At 56.3% G+C, this 20,321-nt stretch carries 19 protein-coding genes and 6 tRNA genes; 14 read left to right on the top strand and 11 right to left on the bottom strand.

Annotated features, from left to right (window positions below):
* Positions 1-36 precede the first annotated feature (36 nt).
* The 3 genes from KHQ24_RS19280 to KHQ24_RS19270 all read right to left on the bottom strand — a co-directional run bounded on the left by KHQ24_RS19280 (position 37) and on the right by KHQ24_RS19270 (position 2,610).
* Positions 37-2,208 (bottom strand): EAL domain-containing protein, encoded by a 2,172-nt coding sequence (locus KHQ24_RS19280; RefSeq protein ID WP_064794924.1) that lies wholly within the window; start codon positions 2,206-2,208, stop codon positions 37-39.
* Positions 2,209-2,417: 209 nt separating this feature from the next.
* Positions 2,418-2,493: transfer RNA gene (locus tag KHQ24_RS19275), tRNA-Ala, on the bottom strand.
* A gap of 41 nt (positions 2,494-2,534) precedes the next feature.
* Positions 2,535-2,610: transfer RNA gene (locus KHQ24_RS19270), tRNA-Ala, on the bottom strand.
* Positions 2,611-2,829: 219 nt separating this feature from the next.
* Here KHQ24_RS19270 and KHQ24_RS19265 point away from each other — a divergent pair.
* Positions 2,830-3,183 (top strand): YfeC-like transcriptional regulator, encoded by a 354-nt coding sequence (locus tag KHQ24_RS19265; protein ID WP_004202017.1) that lies wholly within the window; start codon positions 2,830-2,832, stop codon positions 3,181-3,183.
* Between the two features lie 3 nt (positions 3,184-3,186).
* Positions 3,187-3,579, top strand: coding sequence for a MerR family transcriptional regulator (locus tag KHQ24_RS19260; RefSeq protein WP_004202015.1), 393 nt, complete (start codon positions 3,187-3,189; stop codon positions 3,577-3,579).
* Positions 3,580-3,633: 54 nt separating this feature from the next.
* Here KHQ24_RS19260 and gltX read toward each other — a convergent pair whose 3' ends face one another.
* Positions 3,634-5,052, bottom strand: coding sequence for a glutamate--tRNA ligase (gene gltX / locus KHQ24_RS19255; protein WP_004202014.1), 1,419 nt, complete (start codon positions 5,050-5,052; stop codon positions 3,634-3,636).
* Positions 5,053-5,311: 259 nt separating this feature from the next.
* Here gltX and KHQ24_RS19250 point away from each other — a divergent pair.
* The 4 genes from KHQ24_RS19250 to KHQ24_RS19235 all read left to right on the top strand — a co-directional run bounded on the left by KHQ24_RS19250 (position 5,312) and on the right by KHQ24_RS19235 (position 5,710).
* Positions 5,312-5,387, top strand: a tRNA-Val gene (locus tag KHQ24_RS19250).
* A gap of 45 nt (positions 5,388-5,432) precedes the next feature.
* A tRNA-Val gene (locus KHQ24_RS19245) sits at positions 5,433-5,508 on the top strand.
* A 46-nt stretch (positions 5,509-5,554) separates the two neighbouring features.
* Positions 5,555-5,630 (top strand) — tRNA-Val (locus tag KHQ24_RS19240).
* Between the two features lie 4 nt (positions 5,631-5,634).
* A tRNA-Lys gene (locus KHQ24_RS19235) sits at positions 5,635-5,710 on the top strand.
* An 86-nt stretch (positions 5,711-5,796) separates the two neighbouring features.
* Here the strand turns inward: KHQ24_RS19235 and KHQ24_RS19230 are convergent.
* Entirely contained in the window at positions 5,797-6,723 is a 927-nt protein-coding gene (locus KHQ24_RS19230; protein WP_208692371.1) for a LysR family transcriptional regulator, read from the bottom strand.
* Positions 6,724-6,811: 88 nt separating this feature from the next.
* On the opposite strand from KHQ24_RS19230, the gene KHQ24_RS19225 reads away from it, so the two are divergent.
* The gene (locus KHQ24_RS19225; protein WP_004202009.1) at positions 6,812-7,810 is read left to right on the top strand and encodes a bile acid:sodium symporter family protein; all 999 of its coding nucleotides are present in this window, start codon (positions 6,812-6,814) and stop codon (positions 7,808-7,810) included.
* On the opposite strand, the gene KHQ24_RS19220 is transcribed toward KHQ24_RS19225, so the two are convergent.
* The 3 genes from KHQ24_RS19220 to zipA all read right to left on the bottom strand — a co-directional run bounded on the left by KHQ24_RS19220 (position 7,807) and on the right by zipA (position 11,173).
* The gene (locus KHQ24_RS19220; protein WP_004202007.1) at positions 7,807-8,025 is read right to left on the bottom strand and encodes a DUF3820 family protein; all 219 of its coding nucleotides are present in this window, start codon (positions 8,023-8,025) and stop codon (positions 7,807-7,809) included. The two genes, KHQ24_RS19225 and KHQ24_RS19220, sit on opposite strands and share 4 nt — an antisense overlap.
* Before the next feature lies 1 nt (position 8,026).
* The gene (gene ligA / locus KHQ24_RS19215) at positions 8,027-10,042 is read right to left on the bottom strand and encodes an NAD-dependent DNA ligase LigA (protein ID WP_004202005.1); all 2,016 of its coding nucleotides are present in this window, start codon (positions 10,040-10,042) and stop codon (positions 8,027-8,029) included.
* Between the two features lie 69 nt (positions 10,043-10,111).
* Positions 10,112-11,173 (bottom strand): cell division protein ZipA, encoded by a 1,062-nt coding sequence (zipA, locus tag KHQ24_RS19210; protein WP_180242082.1) that lies wholly within the window; start codon positions 11,171-11,173, stop codon positions 10,112-10,114.
* 230 nt (positions 11,174-11,403) lie between these two features.
* Between zipA and cysZ the strand changes: the two genes are divergently transcribed.
* The 5 genes from cysZ (at position 11,404) to crr (ending at position 16,275) form a co-directional block, all read left to right on the top strand.
* Positions 11,404-12,165: a sulfate transporter CysZ gene (gene cysZ, locus KHQ24_RS19205; protein ID WP_017900461.1), complete on the top strand. Its 762-nt coding sequence runs from the start codon at positions 11,404-11,406 to the stop codon at positions 12,163-12,165.
* 176 nt (positions 12,166-12,341) lie between these two features.
* Positions 12,342-13,313, top strand: a complete 972-nt coding sequence (gene cysK, locus KHQ24_RS19200) for a cysteine synthase A (RefSeq protein ID WP_004202001.1) — start codon at positions 12,342-12,344, stop codon at positions 13,311-13,313.
* Positions 13,314-13,693: 380 nt separating this feature from the next.
* Positions 13,694-13,951 carry a phosphocarrier protein Hpr gene (gene ptsH, locus KHQ24_RS19195; protein WP_002913505.1) on the top strand — a complete coding sequence of 86 codons (258 nt, stop codon included), beginning with the start codon at positions 13,694-13,696 and terminating at the stop codon, positions 13,949-13,951.
* 44 nt (positions 13,952-13,995) lie between these two features.
* Positions 13,996-15,723: a phosphoenolpyruvate-protein phosphotransferase PtsI gene (gene ptsI / locus KHQ24_RS19190; RefSeq protein WP_004201998.1), complete on the top strand. Its 1,728-nt coding sequence runs from the start codon at positions 13,996-13,998 to the stop codon at positions 15,721-15,723.
* Between the two features lie 42 nt (positions 15,724-15,765).
* Positions 15,766-16,275, top strand: a complete 510-nt coding sequence (gene crr / locus KHQ24_RS19185; RefSeq protein ID WP_000522253.1) for a PTS glucose transporter subunit IIA — start codon at positions 15,766-15,768, stop codon at positions 16,273-16,275.
* A 40-nt stretch (positions 16,276-16,315) separates the two neighbouring features.
* Here crr and KHQ24_RS19180 read toward each other — a convergent pair whose 3' ends face one another.
* Entirely contained in the window at positions 16,316-16,555 is a 240-nt protein-coding gene (locus KHQ24_RS19180) for a hypothetical protein (RefSeq protein WP_017900460.1), read from the bottom strand.
* Positions 16,552-17,418 (bottom strand): pyridoxine/pyridoxal/pyridoxamine kinase, encoded by an 867-nt coding sequence (pdxK, locus tag KHQ24_RS19175; protein ID WP_004201995.1) that lies wholly within the window; start codon positions 17,416-17,418, stop codon positions 16,552-16,554. Before pdxK ends, KHQ24_RS19180 begins: the two co-directional genes overlap by 4 nt.
* Before the next feature lie 82 nt (positions 17,419-17,500).
* On the opposite strand from pdxK, the gene ptsJ reads away from it, so the two are divergent.
* The gene (ptsJ, locus tag KHQ24_RS19170) at positions 17,501-18,799 is read left to right on the top strand and encodes a transcriptional regulator PtsJ (protein ID WP_211777417.1); all 1,299 of its coding nucleotides are present in this window, start codon (positions 17,501-17,503) and stop codon (positions 18,797-18,799) included.
* A gap of 163 nt (positions 18,800-18,962) precedes the next feature.
* A complete protein-coding gene (locus tag KHQ24_RS19165) occupies positions 18,963-19,358 on the top strand; it encodes a YybH family protein (protein WP_004201993.1) in 396 nt (131 codons plus the stop codon).
* Here the strand turns inward: KHQ24_RS19165 and cysM are convergent.
* A complete protein-coding gene (cysM, locus tag KHQ24_RS19160) occupies positions 19,355-20,266 on the bottom strand; it encodes a cysteine synthase CysM (protein ID WP_211777416.1) in 912 nt (303 codons plus the stop codon). The genes KHQ24_RS19165 and cysM overlap by 4 nt on opposite strands.
* Between the last annotated feature and the right edge of the window lie 55 nt (positions 20,267-20,321).

Here is a 20,321-nt window from a genome sequence, read left to right as displayed (position 1 = left end):
CTCTGAGCCGGGCAATGCCCGGCTTTTTTTTACCCGTCATTCGCCCAGCGGCTGGGGCTTGCCCACCAGGTAGCCCTGCAGATAATTCACCCCCAGCTCCAGCAAGCGCGCTTTTTGCGGTTCGCTTTCGACATATTCCGCCACCACGCTCATCTGTTTCGCCCGCGCCATCTCGACAATCGATTTCACCATAATGGCGTCCAGCGGGTCAGTGAGGATGTCGCGAACGAAGCAGCCGTCAATCTTGATGATATCGGCCTGCAGATGCTTCAGCCGTTCATAGTTCGCATACCCGGTGCCAAAGTCATCAATGGCGATGGCGCAGCCAAACGCGCGCAGCGCTTCAAGATTTTGCTGGCTGATGTCGGCATTGGAGAAGGCCTGCTCTTCAGTGACTTCAATAGTGATAAGGTCTGGTGAGACCGCATAGCGCTGAAACAGCGCGATAATCTGCACGGCACTGTCCTTTTGCATCAGAGTTGCAGGCAGCAGATTGACCGAGAATCGCTGGCCAGGGTGCTGATGAAGCACGCTGAACAAGGTCTCAAGCACCAGCATGTCGAAACGTTGGCTGAGGTTAAACTGCACAATCAACGGGATAAACTGATCGGGCATAATGACGCTATCGCCACAGCGCATGCGGGTGAGGATCTCATGATATCCCTCCCCTTCCCTGTTATGAATCGGCTGCGCATAGAGCATCAGCGCCCGCTCTTTAAGCACCTGCTTGACGCGCATGAGGAGACGCACCTGTTCGGTGGTTTGATCCACCACCAGCTCCTGCTCCTCATCCAGGGCCAGCACCCGACGTTCGCTACCCGCCTGTTCGGAAAGCCAGCTTAGCTGACCCAGCATCTGGTGAAGTCCCTCGCGCTGACCGTCGTCGCGGCCCCAGGCCGCGCCAAACTCCAGATCCAGCGGCTGATTGTGCCAGCTGAATTTTTTGTGGTTGAGAACCGCGACCATATGATGCAAACGGGACGAAGGCTCCGGTCCGTCAAGCACGAGGATCAGTTCGCTGCCCGGCACCTGGAAAACTTTATCCGTCGCCCCCAGCAGCGGTTGCAACGCCCGAATAATCTGCCGTTTACAGTCCACCCCCATCATCAGGCCATAATGCCTGCTGAGAAAGTCGAGATTATGAATACGCAGGCTGCAGATAACCTGCTGCGGACAGCTCTGTAAATGGCTCTCCAGCGCGCGCAGGTTAGGCAAGCCAGTCAGCGGATCTTCTTCCGCCTGACTACGCCAGCGGCGTTTATTGCGGTCGCTACGGGCATAGGTGTCTGCCATATAAAACAAACAGATAGTAAAGGAGATCAGCACTGAGAGCACAAAGGATAATGAATACTCGCTTTGGACGCCCTGGAGAAAGTTTTTGTTATACACCACCAGTAAAAAAGCCGAGACCGACCATGAAATACGCAGCAGCGCATGACCAATTCGGCTAATCCCGATAAAGTAGACGATAAAAATCACCGGAACTAAATAACCGGCAATAAATTCAGACTGATACGGCGCACACAATAGCGTTAATATCACCGCCAGCGCAATAAACCAATATAGCGTAAAGGAACGATATTTTGCTGCCAGCCACGGTAAACATTCCTGCCGCCAGAAACGTCGGGCGTAGCGTGGATTGATAATCATCCGCATTGGATAATATAAAAAAGTGGTAAAAATTAATGCCGCGCTGATTAAACTTTGAATATCTATTACGGTATAAATCAATGGCATACTGCCAAAATAGCTGGTAATAGATAAGGGAAAAGCAAAATATTGCCCGGCAAGGTACATGGTGAGTTTCAGCAGCACCGGCGCGAAGAAGCCGCCCCAGAAGATCCGCGCTCCCATATGTTTTGCCGTCGGGCCACAGCGCCAGCGCTTACCCACCATCAGTCTTAGAATAGCGCAGGAGAAGAACACCGCAAACAGCTGACAAAAGAGTAAGATAAGCGCCTGCGGTAGCGTTAATTTAATAAGAAAGCAATTGGTGATGGCAAATGCGAGGATTAATGGCGCAATCGCATAGCGGCCAAAGATAAAAATAACAGAAAACATCACGCTAATGGGCAGCCAGGCAATATAAATAAGATTGCCATCAATAACCGTTTGCGGTGAAATAAAACGAGCCAGCGGAATAGCGACTAAACAGACGATAAAGGCCAACAGAGTTTTTTTGATATTAATGTTAATTTTATCAACCATTATTGTTAATTAAAACTCCGGCAACCTCATTACGTTTAATGGGGGAAATGTTATGTTGCTTATTTAGGGCAGGCAAGGTGATTTATCAGGAAAAAGTCTGAAATTACTTTCGATTTTAATTGCTGGAGATTAACTGACTTAAGCAGAAAATGCTTTACATGAAAATAGATAAAAACAAAAACCCCCGCCGAAGCGAGGGTTCTGAATTTTGGTGGAGCTAAGCGGGATCGAACCGCTGACCTCTTGCATGCCATGCAAGCGCTCTCCCAGCTGAGCTATAGCCCCACAGGACCTCTTTACGAACCAAATCCGCTGGGTGCAGAATTTGGTGGAGCTAAGCGGGATCGAACCGCTGACCTCTTGCATGCCATGCAAGCGCTCTCCCAGCTGAGCTATAGCCCCGTAACGTAAAGCGTGTCGTGTTGACGGGCGGCATAATATGAATTCCTCGCTCAGGTGTCAACGGCAAAATTATCCTTCTCGATTCAATCGCTGAAAAAGCAGGCAACCTGCTGACATTGCGAGCCTTATCGCAGCCAGAAGTTAAACAGGTCACCTTTTCCAGTAAAAGGATGCTATAACATGGACAGCTAATTCCCATACATTTACTCAGGAAATAGTATGCTCAAGGAACGAATGACACCTGAAGAAATCGCCCATCTGACCGGCTACAGTCGGCAAACTATCAATAAGTGGGTGCGGAAAGAAGGCTGGCAGACCTCTCCGCGGCCTGGCGTCCAGGGCGGCAAGGCGCGCCTGGTCCATGTCAATGAGCAAGTCAGGGAGTTTATCCGCAGCGCCCAGCGCGTGGCGGAGACGCCCGGCACCTATTCTCCCCACGACAGCGATCTGGAATCGCTGCTGCTGACCCTCTGTAAAGAACTCACCCCCAGCGAGCAGAAGCAGCTTATGTCGCTGTTGCTGCGCGAGGGGATCACCGGGTTACTGCTTCGGTTAGGGATCCGCGATCGGTAAACCATGATGAAACTAAAAGATAAAATGACGCCCGCAGAGCTTGCCGACTGCCTGGGGCTGGCCAGACAAACGATCAATCGCTGGGTTCGGGAGAAGAAATGGCGCACAGAAGCGATACCCGGCGTTAAAGGGGGACGAGCGCGACTGGTGGTCATCGACCAACCGGTGCGTGAGTTTTTGACTAACATTCCCGCCAGACGCCATCTGTTTAGCGACAATCATCTCGCGGAATCGCCAGGCGCTTACCTGGTCAATGAGGCGGACGCGATCTGGCGGCAAATCACAGAAACCCTGCAACTGATGACTCCGGCAGAACAGCTGCAGCTCCGCGACCTGCTGGCCCGGGAAGGGATTAGCGGTTTTCTTGCCCGCCTCGGCATCGCCAGCCCGGCGTAACAGACAAAAAAAACGGCAGGAGTATATCCTGCCGTTATATTATCTACGTGCCCGTCAGGACGCCTGGCCTTCGCGCTCAGCGATAAAAGCCAGCGCTTTATTGATACGCTCTACGCTACGGGACTTGCCGATTGCATGGACGGTTACGTCAAGCGCAGGAGACTGCCCAGCACCGGTAACGGCCACGCGCAGCGGCATACCGACTTTACCCATGCCCACTTCCAGCTCATCAGCGGTCGCCTGAATCGCGTGGTGGACGTTTTCCGCCGTCCAGTCGCTAATCGCCGCCAGCTTGTCGCGGACGACTTCCAGCGGCTGACGCGCTACCGGACGCAAATGTTTCTTCGCCGCGTCGGCGTCGAACTCAGCGAACTCTTCATAGAAGTAGCGGCAGCTCTGGGCAATCTCTTTCAGCGTTTTGCAACGCTCGCCCAGCAGCTTCACCAACTCGGCCAGCTGCGGACCGTTGCGGGTATCGATATTTTCCTGCTCGATATGCCACTGCAGATGGGTCGCCACATACTCCGCCGGCAGCGTATTGATGTAATGATGGTTCAGCCACAGCAGCTTGTCGGTGTTGAACGCACTGGCGGATTTGCTGACCGCCCCCAGCGAGAAGAACTCGATCATCTCTTCGCGGGTGAAGATCTCCTGATCGCCATGGGACCAGCCCAGACGCACCAGATAGTTAAGCAACGCTTCCGGCAGGTAGCCATCGTCGCGATACTGCATCACGCTGACCGCCCCGTGGCGCTTGGAGAGTTTCTTGCCATCGTCGCCGTTGATCATCGATACGTGCGCGTATACCGGCACCGGCGCGTTCAGCGCTTTAAGGATGTTGATCTGGCGCGGCGTGTTATTGATATGATCTTCACCACGGATCACGTGGGTGATCGCCATGTCCCAGTCATCCACGACGACGCAGAAGTTGTAGGTCGGGGAACCATCGGTACGGCGAATGATCAGATCGTCCAGCTCCTGGTTGCTGAACTCGATAGGTCCGCGGATCTGATCGTCAAAAATAACTGACCCTTCCTGCGGGTTGGCGAAACGCACCACGCACGGCTCATCGTCGGCATGATGCTCGTGGCTATGGCGGCAGCGGCCATCGTAACGCGGCTTCTCACCGTTCGCCATCTGCTCTTCGCGCAACGCTTCCAGACGCTCTTTCGAGCAATAGCATTTATAAGCGGTACCGGCTTCCAGCATCTCATCGATCACGTTGTTATAACGATCGAAACGTTTGGTCTGGTAATAGGGACCTTCGTCCCATTGCAGATTCAGCCAGTTCATGCCATCCATGATGGCTTCAATTGCTTCCGGGGTGGAGCGTTCGAGATCGGTGTCTTCAATACGCAGTACAAACTCACCGCCGTGGTTACGGGCAAAAAGCCAGGAATAGAGAGCAGTACGCGCACCGCCAACGTGCAGATAGCCGGTTGGGCTTGGCGCGAAGCGAGTTTTGATTTTCATGAATTGGCCTTACGTTTAATAAAGATGCCGATAGACGGCAATGTCCGGTGGAAATTATGGGTCAATATTCTAACACCGTGGGCTGATTCCTCAATGTTGTTCCCGTCGGAACGTCGCGGTTTGCCATTTTTGTTTATAAATCATGCTATGACGCCGGTTTTACGATCGCTTTGTTTAATTTTACGACGAACGAACGAATTCTTTAGAAAAGGCGTTGACTCATTTTCAACTCTCCCTATAATGCGACTCCACACAGCGGGGGTGATTAGCTCAGCTGGGAGAGCACCTCCCTTACAAGGAGGGGGTCGGCGGTTCGATCCCGTCATCACCCACCACTACTTAACGTAGTCTCCGCCGTGTAGAACAGAAAATTGAGAAGTGGGTGATTAGCTCAGCTGGGAGAGCACCTCCCTTACAAGGAGGGGGTCGGCGGTTCGATCCCGTCATCACCCACCACTTTCTCGCCAGCTGGATTTTCTGTCAAAATGTGAAGTACCGAAGTGGGTGATTAGCTCAGCTGGGAGAGCACCTCCCTTACAAGGAGGGGGTCGGCGGTTCGATCCCGTCATCACCCACCACTTCGGGTCGTTAGCTCAGTTGGTAGAGCAGTTGACTTTTAATCAATTGGTCGCAGGTTCGAATCCTGCACGACCCACCAATGTAAAAAGGCGCCCTAAAGGCGCCTTTTTGCTATGCGTGGAACACAGCCCCGGCCACGAGCTTCCCCGTGGCGATAAAACGCGATCAACGCTGATACAGCGGATCTTCAACCCTGGCGGCGGTGAGATTGCCCCCTTCTTCTCGCACGATTTCCCATAACGCCTGGGCGGCGGTCGACAGCGAGCGGTTTTTCCGGCATGCCAGCATCAGCTGCCGCTCCATTACCGGAGTCAGTCGCTTTACCGCCAGATGGCTTCCCTGCGGTAACGGCAGCGCCAGCGCCGGCAGTACGCTGATGCCAATTCCCGATTCCACCATCGGAAACAGCGTTGCCGGATGGCCAATCTCCTGCACAATGTTCGCCCGGACAGCCAGCCTGCTGAGCGCCGCATCAATCAGCGGACGGCTGCCGGAAGCATAGTCCTGCAGGATCAGTCTCTCATTCTGTAGCTCCTGCCACGGCACTTCAGTCAGGCTGGCAAAAGGATGATCCTCCCGGCAGAGCAGCAAAAAAGGTTCCGCCAGGACTACCTCGCACTGCAGATCGGCCGCCGGGCCTGGATCAATCACGATGCCAAAATCCACTTCTCCCTGGCGAATACTCTCCAGGACCCACTGCTGGGGCCGATCGTGCAGCACAAAATCGATATCAGGATAACGTCGATTACTGTGAGCAATACACTGCGGAATAAGGTGGGCGGAAATCGTCTGACTGGCGGCGACCTTAACGGTGCCACTCAGCTGCTGGCCTACCCGACCGGCATCGCGCAGCGTCACCGCAAGCTCATCGAGCAAACGCTCCAGCCTGCCTGCCAGCTGCTGACCCGCCTCGGTGAGGACCACCTCCCGGGTGGTACGGTCAAGGAGACGGACTCCGGTCTGATGCTCCAGCTCCTTGACGCTGTGGCTGACGGCCGACTGGCTTAAGCCAATCATCTCCCCCGCCCGGCTAAAGCTCCTGGCGCGGGCAACGGTAACGAATACTTTTAACTGACGCAGAGAGTAATTCATCTTTTTAATTCATGAATAGATGCAATAAATCAATTTTATTTCTCAAATCAAAAAAAGCACAATAGCGCATCTCTTTTCAGGAGCGTTTATGAAACTTTTCCGCATTCTCGATCCGTTTACGGCAACCCTGGTCACCGTTGTCCTGTTGGCCTCATTCTTCCCGGCCCGTGGCGCTTTCGTCCCCTTCTTTGAACATCTCACCACCGCCGCCATCGCCCTGCTGTTCTTTATGCATGGCGCCAAACTCTCCCGGGAGGCAATTATCGCCGGCGGCAGCCACTGGCGTTTGCATCTGTGGGTGATGTGCAGCACCTTTATCCTCTTCCCGGTGCTGGGGGTTCTGTTTGCCTGGTGGGCGCCGGTGAAGGTCGATCCAATGCTCTACAGCGGCTTTATTTATTTGTGCATTCTGCCGGCCACCGTGCAATCCGCCATCGCCTTCACCTCGCTGGCCGGAGGCAACGTCGCGGCGGCGGTCTGCTCAGCTTCGGCCTCCAGCCTGTTGGGCATCTTTGTTTCACCACTGCTGGTGGGGGTCCTGATGAACCTTCACGGCGCAGGCGGTAGCCTCGAGCAGGTCGGAAAGATCATGCTGCAGCTGCTGTTGCCTTTCGTGCTCGGCCATTTATCGCGGCCGTGGATCGGCAACTGGGTGGCGAAGCATAAGAAGTGGATTGGTAAGACCGACCAGACCTCGATTCTGCTGGTGGTCTACTCCGCCTTTAGCGAGGCGGTGGTGAACGGGATCTGGCATAAAGTGGGCCTGGGATCGCTGCTGTTTATCGTGGTAGTCAGCCTGGTGCTGCTGGCCATCGTCATCGCGGTCAACGTGTTCGTCGCCCGCCGCTGCGGCTTTAACAAAGCTGATGAAATTACCATCGTCTTCTGCGGTTCGAAAAAGAGCCTGGCCAACGGCATCCCGATGGCCAATATTCTCTTCCCGACCTCCATCCTCGGCATCATGGTGCTGCCGCTGATGATCTTCCATCAAATCCAGCTGATGGTCTGCGCGGTGCTGGCGCGGCGCTATAAACGGCAAACCGATGCGCGTCTCGCTCAGGAAAAGACTAACGCCGCCAAAGCCTAACGCGCTTTCTTCAGGGGCTGGACCAGATCGCTCAGCCCCTCGCTTTTAATCAGCAGGGTCAGCGCCATCAGCTCGCCGAGATGGCCGGCAGGGAATTGATCCTTGCGCGCGAACCACAATAAATACTCCTCCGGGACATCGATTAAACGACGCCCCTTGTATTTACCGAACGGCATCTCGGTATTGGCGATCTCGACCAGCTGCGCTTTATCCACGTTATTCTCCCAACAGGCGCATCATTTCGGCTTCGTCAATCACCTCGATGCCGAGCTCCTGCGCTTTCGCCAGCTTAGAACCCGCCGCTTCGCCTGCAATCACCAGATCGGTTTTCTTCGACACGCTGCCCGCCACCTTCGCCCCTAGCGCCACCAGACGCGCTTTGGCATCATCCCGCGACAACTGACTGAGGCTGCCGGTCAGGACGACGGTTTTGCCTGCAAACGGGCTGTCAATCTCTTCCGCCTTCACCACCACCGGCGCCGGCCAGTGAACCCCTTCCGCCAGCAGCTGCGCGATGACATCGCGGTTGCTCTCTTCGGCAAAGAAGTTGAAAGTATGGGTGGCGACGACGATGCCGACATCAGGGACCTTCTGCAGCTCCTCAATGGAAGCCTGCTCCAGGGCTTCTAGGGTGCCAAAATGCGCCGCCAGGCCTGCCGCCGTGGCTTCTCCTACCTCGCGAATGCCCAAGGCGTAGAGGAAACGCGCGAAGGTTGTCTCTTTGGCTTTCTCGAGAGCGTTGACCACGTTTTGCGCGGACTTCGGCCCCATCCGATCCAACCCGGTCAGTTTCCCTGCGGTCAGCCGGAACAGATCCGCCGGGGTATGGACGTACTCTTTCTCCACCAGCTGGTCGATGATCTTATCGCCCATGCCGTCAACGTCCAGCGCGCGACGGGAGACAAAGTGCTTGAGCGACTCTTTGCGCTGCGCGCCGCAGATCAGGCCGCCGGTACAGCGGGCTACCGCCTCGCCTTCCACTCGCTCAACGTCTGACTGACAGACCGGGCAGTGGGTCGGGAATTCAACATCCCGGGCATCTGCCGGACGTTCGGAAAGCACCACGTTGACCACCTGCGGGATCACATCGCCTGCCCGGCGAATCACCACCTTGTCGCCGATTTTCAAGCCTAAGCGTTCAATCTCATCGGCGTTATGCAAAGTGGCATTACTCACCAGCACGCCGGCGACATGGACCGGCTCCAGGCGCGCCACCGGCGTAATCGCCCCGGTGCGGCCCACCTGGAACTCCACGTCCCGGACGAAAGTCATCTGCTCCTGGGCCGGGAACTTAAAGGCTACGGCCCAGCGCGGCGCGCGGGCGACGAAACCCAGCTGTTCCTGCAGCGCCAGCGAATCGACTTTGATCACCACGCCATCAATGTCAAAGCCCAGATGGGGACGATCTTCCTCGACTTTACGATAGTAAGTGAGCACTTCCTCGGGGGTATGGCAAAGGGTGACGCGATCGCTCACCGGTAATCCCCATGCTTTGAACTGCTGTAAACGGGCCGAGTGGCTGGCCGGCAGCTCACCGCCCTCCAGCACCCCAACGCCGTAGCAGAAGAAAGTAAGCGGTCGCTTCGCGGTGATGCGCGGGTCCAGCTGGCGCAACGAGCCCGCCGCCGCATTGCGCGGGTTAGCAAACACTTTTCCGCCGGTGCGGCGAGCTTCTTCATTGATTTTTTCGAACCCGGCCTGCGGGAGGAACACTTCCCCGCGCACCTCCAGGCGTGCGGGGATATTATCGCCATGCAGCCTGAGCGGGATGGTGCGGATGGTTCGCACGTTAGAGGTAATATCCTCGCCGGTGGTGCCGTCGCCGCGGGTCGCCGCCTGCACCAGCACGCCGTTTTCGTAGAGAATGCTCACCGCGAGACCGTCGAGCTTCAGCTCGCAGCAGTAGATGAGCGGGTCAGTGCTTTTCAGGCGATCCAGCACCCGCTTGTTGAAGGCCAGAAAGCTCTCTTCGTCAAACACGTTGTCCAGTGACAGCATCGGCACTTCATGGCGGATCTGGCTGAAGGCGGTCAGTGGCGCCGCCCCTACGCGCTGAGTCGGCGAATCCGGGGTAATCAGCTCCGGATGCTGGCTCTCCAGCTCGCGCAGCTCGCGCATCAGCCGGTCGTACTCCGCATCGGGCACTTCCGGCGCGTCCATAACGTGGTACAGGTATTCATGATGGCGAAGCGTGGTTCGCAGTTCAGTCAGTTGTTGTTCGATCGGTTCCATATCACACCATCAATGATAAAAAACCCCCGACAGGCGGGGGTTGAGAAGGAGTTGAGATAACGCGGGACGTCAGGCGTTCGCGTCTTTCACTTCGCGAATACGATCCTGGTATTCACGCAGTTTTTGCGGCGTCATCATGCGACGCTGATCGTCAAGCACCACGCCGCCCACTTCATCGGCGATATACTGCGCAGACTGCAGCATCAGCTTGAAGTTCTGCAGCTCATCACCGTAGGAAGGGACCTGCATAAAGATAGTCACCCCAGGGGTCATCATATCCGCCATGCTGTCCGGATTGAAGGTCCCCGGCTTCACCATGTTGGCCAGGCTGAACAGCACCGGGCCGCTGCCGTCCGGGCTCAGATGGCGGTGGAAAATATTCATTTCACCAAACTTGAAGCCGGCCTGCTGGATGCTATTGATAAGCACCTCGCCGTTAAGCTGCGCGCCATGGTGCGCGGCGACGTTCATCACGATGACCGTCTCTTTACGCTCTTTCGGCTGCGGCGCTGCAGGCTGCTGCGGTTCTGTCGGCTGCGGTTCAGCCACCGCGGGCTGCGGCGCGGCAACAGGCTGTGGCGCAGGCTGCTGCGGAGCGGCCGGCTGCGGCTGGGCGACGGTCGGGGTCACCGGCTGCGGCGCGACAGGCTGTTGCACAACAGGCTGCGGCTGGTGTTGCGGTTGCACGGGCGGCTGCGCGGGTTGCGGCTGTTGCCAGCCCGGCTGCGGAGCCGCATGCGGCGCAGACGGTTGTCCCTGCGGTTGTACCGGGGCCTGGCGCGGCGGCGGCGCCTGACGAACCGGTTCCTCAGGACGCACAGGCTGCTGCATCTGGCGCTCGTAAGGCGGCTGGTACTGGTGCTTCGGCGCCTGACGAGGGGCTTCATGCTCCCCATGCGCGCCGTGCGGAGCGTGAGTCACCGGATGAACGCGGACTTCACCTACGCCTTCAACATTATCATCAAAGTCGTCGTTTTCCGACTCATCGTCGCGCGACTTCATACGTTTCAGTGGGCGATCGCGAAACATCGAAGAACGTTCTTTACGGCTGGTCCAGAAACCATGTACCAGTAAAGCGATTATGGCGATCGCGCCAACAATGATTAATATCAGACGCAAATCCTGCATCATTATATTCTCTGTTGTTCTAACACCTTGCCACCACGGCAAACATTTACTCACTAAGAGTATTTGCCGATTACCTCAAGTGCAAGTGCGTCGGTCGCTTTCACCACATAAAGATGAACTAAATCGTGCTTTTTGCTGTTTTTTCGAACATTTCCTAACTGGTTATTGTCTGACGACCCGATAAAATAAGCGAGCATTCACACTGGATGTTAAAAAAGGAGCAATGCCTGGCTATGGTTTCATCATCCGCACCGACCCCGCGTAGCGGCGTACACTATTTTTCGCAGGGCTGGAAACTCATCGGGCTGCCGGGCATACGTCGTTATGTCTTCCTGCCTTTACTGGTTAACGTGCTGCTGATGGGCGGTGCTTTCTGGTGGCTGTTTACCCGTCTCGACAGCTGGATCCCTTCGCTGATGAGCCATGTACCTGACTGGCTGCAGTGGCTGAACTACCTGCTGTGGCCGGTGGTGGTGCTGTCGATCCTGCTGGTGTTTGGCTACTTCTTTTCTACTATTGCCAACTGGATTGCCGCCCCGTTCAGCGGCCTGCTGGCGGAACAGCTGGAAGCGCGTCTGACTGGCGCCACCCCGCCGGACGTCGGCGTCTTTGGCATCATGAAGGATATTCCACGCATCATGAAGCGTGAGTGGCAGAAGCTGGCATGGTACCTGCCCCGCGCCATCGTGCTGTTGCTGCTCTACTTTATACCCGGCGTTGGCCAGACGGTGGCTCCGGTACTCTGGTTCCTGTTCAGCGCATGGATGCTGGCGATTCAATACTGCGATTACCCCTTCGATAACCACAAGGTCCCCTTCAGGACCATGCGCGAAGCGCTGCGCAGCCGCAAGGTGATGAATATGCAGTTTGGCGCGCTCACCAGCCTGTTCACCATGATCCCGGTGTTAAACCTGGTGATCCTCCCGGTGGCTATCTGCGGCGCCACCGCCATGTGGGTCGATTGCTATCGCGACAGACACGCCAGCTGGAAGTAGTCGTCACACCTCCCCCGGGGAGCGGCGAGCGCCGCTCCTTATATCTCCGCTTATTCCTTCTTGCTCATCATTATTTCCCTTACGCATATAGATATGCTAAATCCTTACTTCCGCATATTCTTTAAGCGGGTATGCTGATGCCGTACCCCCAAATTTCATACAGTTAAGGACGGGCCATGAGTAAGATTTTTGAAGACAACTCCCTGACTATCGGTCATACGCCGCTGGTACGACTGAACCGAATTGGTAACGGTCGTATCCTGGCAAAGGTAGAATCTCGTAACCCGAGCTTTAGCGTAAAATGCCGTATCGGCGCCAATATGATCTGGGATGCTGAAAAGCGCGGCGTGCTGAAACCTGGCGTGGAACTGGTCGAACCGACCAGCGGCAACACCGGTATCGCCCTCGCCTACGTGGCGGCGGCACGCGGCTACAAGCTAACGCTAACCATGCCGGAAACCATGAGCATTGAGCGTCGTAAGCTTCTGAAAGCGCTGGGCGCCAACCTGGTGCTGACCGAAGGTGCCAAAGGCATGAAAGGCGCCATTCAGAAAGCGGAAGAGATTGTCGCCAGCAACCCGGAAAAATTCCTGCTGCTGCAGCAGTTCAGCAACCCGGCTAACCCGGAAATCCACGAAAAGACCACCGGTCCGGAAATCTGGGAAGACACCGACGGTCAGGTGGATGTCTTCATCTCCGGCGTCGGTACCGGCGGTACGCTGACCGGCGTCAGCCGCTACATTAAAAACACCAAGGGCAAAAAAGATCTGATCACCGTCGCGGTTGAACCGACCGATTCGCCGGTCATCTCCCAGGCACTGGCGGGTGAAGAGCTCAAGCCGGGCCCGCACAAAATTCAGGGCATCGGCGCCGGCTTCATTCCTGGCAACCTGGATCTGAAGCTGGTGGACAAAGTAATCGGCATCACCAATGATGAAGCGATCTCCACCGCACGCCGCCTGATGGAAGAAGAAGGCATCCTGGCGGGTATCTCTTCCGGGGCCGCCGTTGCCGCGGCGCTGAAGCTGCAGGAAGATGAGGCCTTTACCAATAAGAATATTGTGGTTATCCTGCCTTCCTCGGGTGAGCGTTATTTAAGCACCGCGCTGTTTGCCGATCTCTTCACCGAGAAAGAACTGCAACAGTAGTGCCAGCTTGTAAATAATGTGTAAAAAAGCACCTTTTCAGGTGCTTTTTTGTGGCATACGTCAAAGTTTTACCCCTCCTGGCATTGATTCACCTCGTAGGGTCTGGTATTTAACCAGCACATTTATTTTGATGCGCGAAATTATTCAGAAGAGGATTTCCGCCAGCTGAATCGATTTTATGATTTGGTTCAAGTCTTCCTTTCGCGGCATAATGTTTAATGACGTGCTAGACGTCAATGGCCCGCAGGTCTTCGCAGCGCCAGGCGCTGCCGACGCCAAGGCCGGAAACGTAACGCCGGCGCTAATAATACAGGCTAAAGTCGAGTCGTTAGACTAGACTTTAGGTCCACAACACTAAACCTATAAGTTGGGGAAATATAATGTTCCAGCAAGAAGTTACCATTACCGCTCCGAACGGTCTGCACACCCGCCCTGCTGCTCAGTTTGTTAAAGAAGCTAAAGGCTTCACTTCTGAGATCACTGTAACCTCCAACGGCAAAAGCGCCAGCGCCAAAAGCCTGTTCAAACTGCAGACTCTGGGCCTGACCCAGGGCACCGTAGTGACCCTCTCCGCGGAAGGCGAAGATGAGCAGAAAGCTGTTGAGCATCTGGTTAAACTGATGGCTGAACTCGAGTAAGTTCACGGGTTCTTTTTCATATCAGTCACAAGTAAGGTAGGGTTATGATTTCAGGCATTTTAGCATCCCCGGGTATCGCCTTCGGCAAAGCACTGCTGCTGAAGGAAGATGAAATTGTCATCGACCGGAAGAAAATTTCTGCCGATAAGGTTGATCAGGAAGTCGAACGTTTCCTGAGCGGCCGCGCCAAGGCCTCCGCCCAGCTGGAGGTCATCAAAACCAAAGCTGGTGAAACTTTCGGTGAAGAAAAAGAAGCCATCTTCGAAGGGCATATTATGCTGCTGGAAGATGAGGAGCTTGAGCAGGAAATCATAGCCCTGATTAAAGATAAGCACATGACTGCCGACGCGGCAGCCAATGAAGTTATCGACGGTCAGGCCACTGCCCTGGAAGAGCTGGACGATGAATACCTGAAAGAACGTGCGGCTGACGTACGTGATATCGGTAAGCGCCTGCTGCGCAACATCCTTGGTCTGGCTATCATCGATCTGAGCGCGATTCAGGATGAAGTCATCCTCGTCGCCGCCGATCTGACCCCGTCTGAAACCGCACAGCTGAACCTGAAAAAAGTGCTGGGTTTCATCACCGACGCGGGCGGCCGTACCTCCCACACCTCCATCATGGCGCGTTCCCTGGAACTGCCGGCCATCGTGGGCACCGGCAGCATCACGGCGCAGGTGAAAAACGGCGACTATCTGATTCTCGACGCGGTGAACAACCAGGTTCTGATCAACCCGTCTAACGAGCAAATTGAAGCGCTGCGTAATCTGCAGGCTCAGGTTGCGGAAGAAAAAGCCGAACTGGCGAAACTGAAAGATCTGCCGGCGATTACTCTCGACGGCCATCAGGTTGAAGTGTGCGCCAACATCGGTACCGTTCGCGACGTCGAAGGTGCTGAGCGCAACGGCGCCGAAGGCGTAGGCCTGTATCGTACTGAATTCCTGTTCATGGATCGCGACGCGCTGCCAACCGAAGAAGAGCAGTTTGCGGCTTATAAAGCGGTGGCTGAAGCCTGTGGCTCTCAGGCCGTTATCGTGCGTACCATGGACATCGGCGGCGACAAAGAGCTGCCGTACATGAACTTCCCGAAAGAAGAGAACCCGTTCCTCGGCTGGCGTGCCGTGCGTATCGCCATGGATCGTAAAGAGATCCTCCGCGATCAGGTTCGCGCCATCCTGCGTGCCTCCGCTTTCGGTAAGCTGCGCATTATGTTCCCGATGATCATCTCTGTTGAAGAAGTGCGTGCGCTGAAGAAAGAGATCGAAATCTACAAACAGGAACTGCGTGACGAAGGTAAAGCATTTGACGAATCCATTGAGATCGGCGTGATGGTGGAAACACCGGCTGCGGCGACCATTGCTCGTCATCTGGCCAAAGAAGTTGATTTCTTTAGTATCGGCACCAATGATTTAACGCAATATACTCTGGCAGTTGACCGTGGTAATGATATGATTTCACATCTTTACCAGCCGATGTCACCGTCTGTACTGAATCTGATTAAGCAAGTTATTGATGCTTCTCACGCTGAAGGTAAATGGACTGGCATGTGCGGTGAGCTTGCGGGCGATGAACGTGCTACACTTCTGTTGCTGGGTATGGGGCTGGACGAATTCTCTATGAGCGCCATTTCCATCCCGCGCATCAAGAAGATTATTCGTAACACGAACTTCGAAGATGCGAAAGTATTAGCAGAGCAGGCTCTTGCTCAACCGACAACGGACGAGTTAATGACGCTGGTTAACAAGTTCATTGAAGAAAAAACAATCTGCTAATCCACGAGATGCGCGGCCCAAATTACTGCTTAGGAGAAGATCATGGGTTTGTTTGATAAATTGAAATCTCTGGTTTCTGATGACAAGAAAGACACCGGAACTATTGAGATTGTTGCTCCCCTCTCCGGTGAGATCGTCAACATTGAAGACGTGCCGGATGTGGTTTTTGCGGAAAAAATTGTGGGCGATGGGATTGCCATCAAACCGACCGGCAACAAAATGGTCGCGCCGGTAGACGGTACCATTGGTAAAATTTTCGAAACCAACCATGCGTTCTCTATTGAATCTGATAGCGGCATCGAGCTGTTCGTTCACTTCGGTATTGATACCGTTGAACTGAAAGGCGAAGGCTTCAAGCGTATCGCTGAAGAAGGCCAGCGCGTGAAAGTCGGCGACCCGGTTATCGAATTCGATCTGCCGTTGCTGGAAGAGAAAGCCAAGTCTACCCTGACTCCGGTGGTTATCTCCAACATGGACGAGATCAAAGAGCTGATCAAACTGTCCGGTAGCGTGACCGTGGGTGAAACCCCGGTAATCCGCATCAAGAAGTAATGATTGCTGCATAGAAATGGCGCCGAAAGGCGCCATTTTTTTATATCGCGTGGGTCACCGGCTGATAGCATTTTTCGCGAGATAAGAGACGCAATCCTTCCGGGGTGCTCTCCAGAATGCGCCGCTCGCCGTCAGAGACCAGCAGTTCGCACTGATATCCTCCGGCCAGGCCGAACAGCGACCGCGCCACGCAGGCATCCTCCAGCGCCGCCTCCCCTGTGGTATCAAAATGACCAACAATGCGTCCCTGCTGACGGATCACTAACCGATAGCTTTTCATCTCTGTTGCTCCAGCGGCGGCAGGATCAGTTCGTCACACCCCTGCGCGGCAGTCCAGTTCATCACCTCCAGCACGCGCTGGGCGGCTGCTTCCGTCGCTGCCCCCAGCGCCAGGCCCGAAAGCAACCCGCTCACCAGCTCAGCGCAAAACAGATCGCCGGTACCCTTCAAGTCCGTCTCCACCCGCGGGTGAACCACCACCTGCACTGCATCGGCCGTCACCACCAGCACATTGATTGTCGAAGCGGCCTCTCCTGGCGCGCTGGTGATCACCACCCACTTGAGACTGTCCGACAGCAGGCTTCGCGCCGCGGCGACCGCCTCCTGCTGATTGCGACAGCGCCGGCCGCTCAGCGTCTCCAGCTCAAACAGATTAGGGGTGATCCCTTGCGCCAGCGGCAGCAGGTGCTGACGATAGGCGTCCGGGATCTCGGCCTTGACGTAGATGCCGCTGTCGACATCGCCAATCACCGGATCCACCAGAATACAGAGATCGGGATGGCGGTCGCGGACCCGCGTCAGCCACTGCGCCAGGCGTTCAATTTGCACGGCGTTGCCCATATAGCCGGTGGTCACCGCACGCAGTTCGCGCAACGCGTCGCGCTCCTCAAGCGCCTGCAGGTACCCGACAAACCACTCCTCCGGGATAATGCCGCCATAGAACGTCTCATAATGGGGCGTATTGCTGAACAGCACCGTCGGCACCGCCAGCACACGCAAACCGTGCTGTTTAATCGCCGGTACCGCGATACTGTTGCCGACGCTGCCGTAAACTACCTGCGACTGCACGGCGACGATATCGACTTCCGACGCCCGGCTTTTGTCGTGAAAGAGCACTGATTGTATGTCATCTTGCTGGCCCATCTTTTCTCCCCCCGCTGGACAGCGGGTCACGCTCTGATTATGATTCGTCCTATGCTAAATTTCATTTTGTCATAGGTCAATAATGTTTGCCGGAAAAACCGCCAGCGATATCTTCGATCATATCCGCCATCTGGTGCAGAGCGGTGGCCTGCAGCCCGGAGAAGTTCTGCCGCCGGTACGCGAGCTCGCCAGCCAGCTGGCGGTGAATCGCAATACCGTCGCCGCCGCTTATAAACGGCTGGTCACCTCCGGGCTGGCCGTGAGCCAGGGACGAAACGGCACGGCCATCAAAGCACGGGATCCGCTGCCGGCGCTGGAGGGCGGTGACCCCACGACGCCGCTGAACGATCTCTCCAGCGGCAATCCGGACCCCGCCAGACTGCCTGATTTAGCACGCTATCTGGGCCAAATTGCCCGCATGCCCCACCTGTATGGCGATGCCCCCATCGAGCCGCGGCTTGGCGAATGGGCTGAGGCATGGTTTGCCGGGGAGATAACCGTTCCCTTTGCCCTGAACCTCGCCAGCGGGGCGATTGACGCGCTGGAGCGTCTGCTCTGCGCCTTGCTGCTCCCCGGCGACGGCGTGGTGGTTGAAGATCCTTGTTTTCTTAGCAGCATCAATATGGTGCGTTACGCTGGCTTTACCCCCTGCCCGGTGGCGGTGGATGCCGAGGGGATGGATCCTGTCGGGCTGGAGGAGGCGTTACGCAACGGCGCGCGGGCGGTGATCTTAACCCCGCGCGCGCACAATCCTACCGGCTGTAGCCTGACGGAAACCCGGGCGCATGCCCTGCGGGAGGTGCTGGTCCGTTATCCGCAGGTGCTGGCGATCGTCGATGATCATTTTGCCCTGCTGTCGGCTACGCCCTGGTTTTCTCCTCTGCCCGCGAGCACCCAGCGCTGGGCGGTGGTGCGTTCGATGTCAAAAACGCTCGGGCCAGACCTGCGGCTGGCCTTTATCGCCAGCGATATCGACACCTCCTCGGCGCTGCGCCTGCGGCTTAACGCCGGCAGCCAGTGGGTGAGCCATCTGCTGCAGGATCTGACGCTGGCCTGTCTCACCGATGAGGCGTTTATCGCCTCGATGACGGAAACCCGCCGTCACTATCCCCAGCAGAATGAGAAACTGGCGGCAGCGCTGGCCCGGCACGGCTACAGCCATGCTACGCCTGGCGACGGCCTTAATTTCTGGCTGCCGCTGCCAACAGCGAGCCAGCCCTACGCCTTACGGCTGGCCCGCGCCGGCTGGCTGGTCCGCGAGGGGGAGGTGTTTGGCATTCGTACGCCCTCCCACGGGCTACGCCTGTCGCTGGGCCGCCTGAATGACGATGAGATTGCCCGCCTGGCGGCCGATATAGCCCAGGTCTTAGACGCTCCCTGACGCAGGTAGTGTGTCGAACTCATCGGGGAGTGGTAGCTACTGCCGACAAGTTACTGTAAAAATAAACGAAAACAGGCGTAGTCTTACCTGCATGTCCGGATCGTCGAAACGGATGAAACGCTCACGGTGGCGGACACATCGCTCACAATAAGGAGCACCAGAGATGCATCACATTGACCTGACCCTAAAAGCAGTCATCGAAGCCTGCGACCGCGCTATCTCGCAGGAAGATTACGATACCCTGATGGGCTATTACGCGGAAGACGCCGCGCTGGTCGTCAAACCGGGCATGGTGGTCAGAGGGAAAGAGAATATCCGCAAAGCGTTTATCGCCATTGCCGACTATTTCCAGCACCGGCTGATAGTGACCCAGGGGAAAATGGAGGTCATTGAGGGCGGCGGCAATGCGCTGGTGATAATGGAGACCCGGCTGGATATCCCGACGGCACAGGGGATAACACAGGTTACGCGACGTGCAACCTATGTCTTTCAGAAGCAGGGGGAGCGCTGGTTGTGCACGGTCGATAACTCCTACGGCACCGACCTGCTCGATGATTAAATACCCGCTCCCTGGCTAAAGTGTTCCTCGCCGAACACGCCGGTGGAGAGGTAGCGATCGCCGCGATCGCAGACGATCGCCACCACCACCGCGCCTGGATTTTCGCGGGCGATACGTAACGCCCCGGCTACCGCGCCGCCAGAGCTAACGCCGCAGAAAATGCCTTCCCGCACCGCCAGCTGACGCATGGTGTTCTCGGCATCCTGCTGATGAATATCCAGCACCGCATCCACCAGCGAAGCGTTAAAGATCCCCGGCATATACTCTGCCGGCCAGCGGCGGATCCCGGGAATACTGCTGCTCTCCTCCGGCTGCAGGCCGACGATGGTCACCGGTTTACTCTGTTCGCGCAGAAATCGTGACACGCCGGTAATGGTGCCGGTGGTCCCCATACTGGAGACAAAGTGGGTGATACGCCCTGCGGTCTGCTGCCAGATTTCCGGCCCGGTGGTGGTGTAGTGGGCGTAGGGGTTGTCCGGGTTGTTAAACTGATCGAGCAGTTTGCCCTCCCCGCGCTGAGCCATCTCGAGGGCCAGGTCGCGAGCCCCTTCCATCCCCTGCTCTTTGGTGACCAGGATCAGCTCGGCGCCGTAGGCGCGCATCGCGGCCCGGCGCTCCTGGCTCATGTTGTCGGGCATCAGCAGCTTCATCCGGTAGCCTTTCAGCGCGGCGATCATCGCCAGCGCGATACCGGTGTTGCCGCTGGTCGCTTCGATCAGCACGTCGCCGGGCTGAATTTCGCCGCGCTTTTCCGCTTCGACGATCATCGACAGCGCAGCGCGATCTTTCACCGAACCGGCCGGATTATTGCCTTCGAGTTTGACCCAGATTTCGCTGCCGTTGTCCGGCCCCAGACGCTGAAGTTTGACCAGAGGGGTATTGCCGATGGTGTGTTCGAGTGTATTCACGATGTTTACTCAATAAAAAAGCCGGGCGGCGCTTCGCTTACCCGGCCTACCAGAC

Source organism: Klebsiella sp. 54 (assembly GCF_018223875.1).
In the GTDB taxonomy this organism is placed as follows: Bacteria; Pseudomonadota; Gammaproteobacteria; order Enterobacterales; family Enterobacteriaceae; genus Klebsiella; species Klebsiella quasipneumoniae.
Note: the sequence above shows the minus strand (reverse complement) of the source record. Positions and strands in the feature narration are given on the sequence as shown.